Source organism: Burkholderia sp. PU8-34 (assembly GCF_053427725.1).
The window spans coordinates 1-212 of the sequence record NZ_JBSAXC010000111.1 but is presented as its reverse complement, the minus strand read 5'-3'; the positions used below and the strand labels follow the sequence as shown (position 1 = coordinate 212).

The 212-nt window shown below is 69.8% G+C and carries 1 protein-coding gene; it reads left to right on the top strand.

Going from position 1 to position 212, the window contains the following annotated elements:
• Positions 1-212, top strand: a 212-nt coding sequence (locus ACV22Z_RS35960) for a hypothetical protein (RefSeq protein WP_448080972.1), incomplete at both ends; no start/stop codon positions are given.

Sequence of the window (212 nt, the reverse complement as noted above, 5' to 3'; positions counted from 1 at the left end):
GCCGTCGGGCCTGTCGAACGGCACGCATGCGCTGACGGTGACGGCGATGGACCCGGCCGGCAACACGAGCGTGGCGTCGGCGGGTTTCGACGTGACGATCGGGACGGTGGCACCGCCGAACCCTGTCGCGCAGGCGATCCTGGACCAGATGGGGCGCGACAGCGGGAGCTTCGATTTCGACCGATTGACGAACGACGGAACGGCGGGGCGCA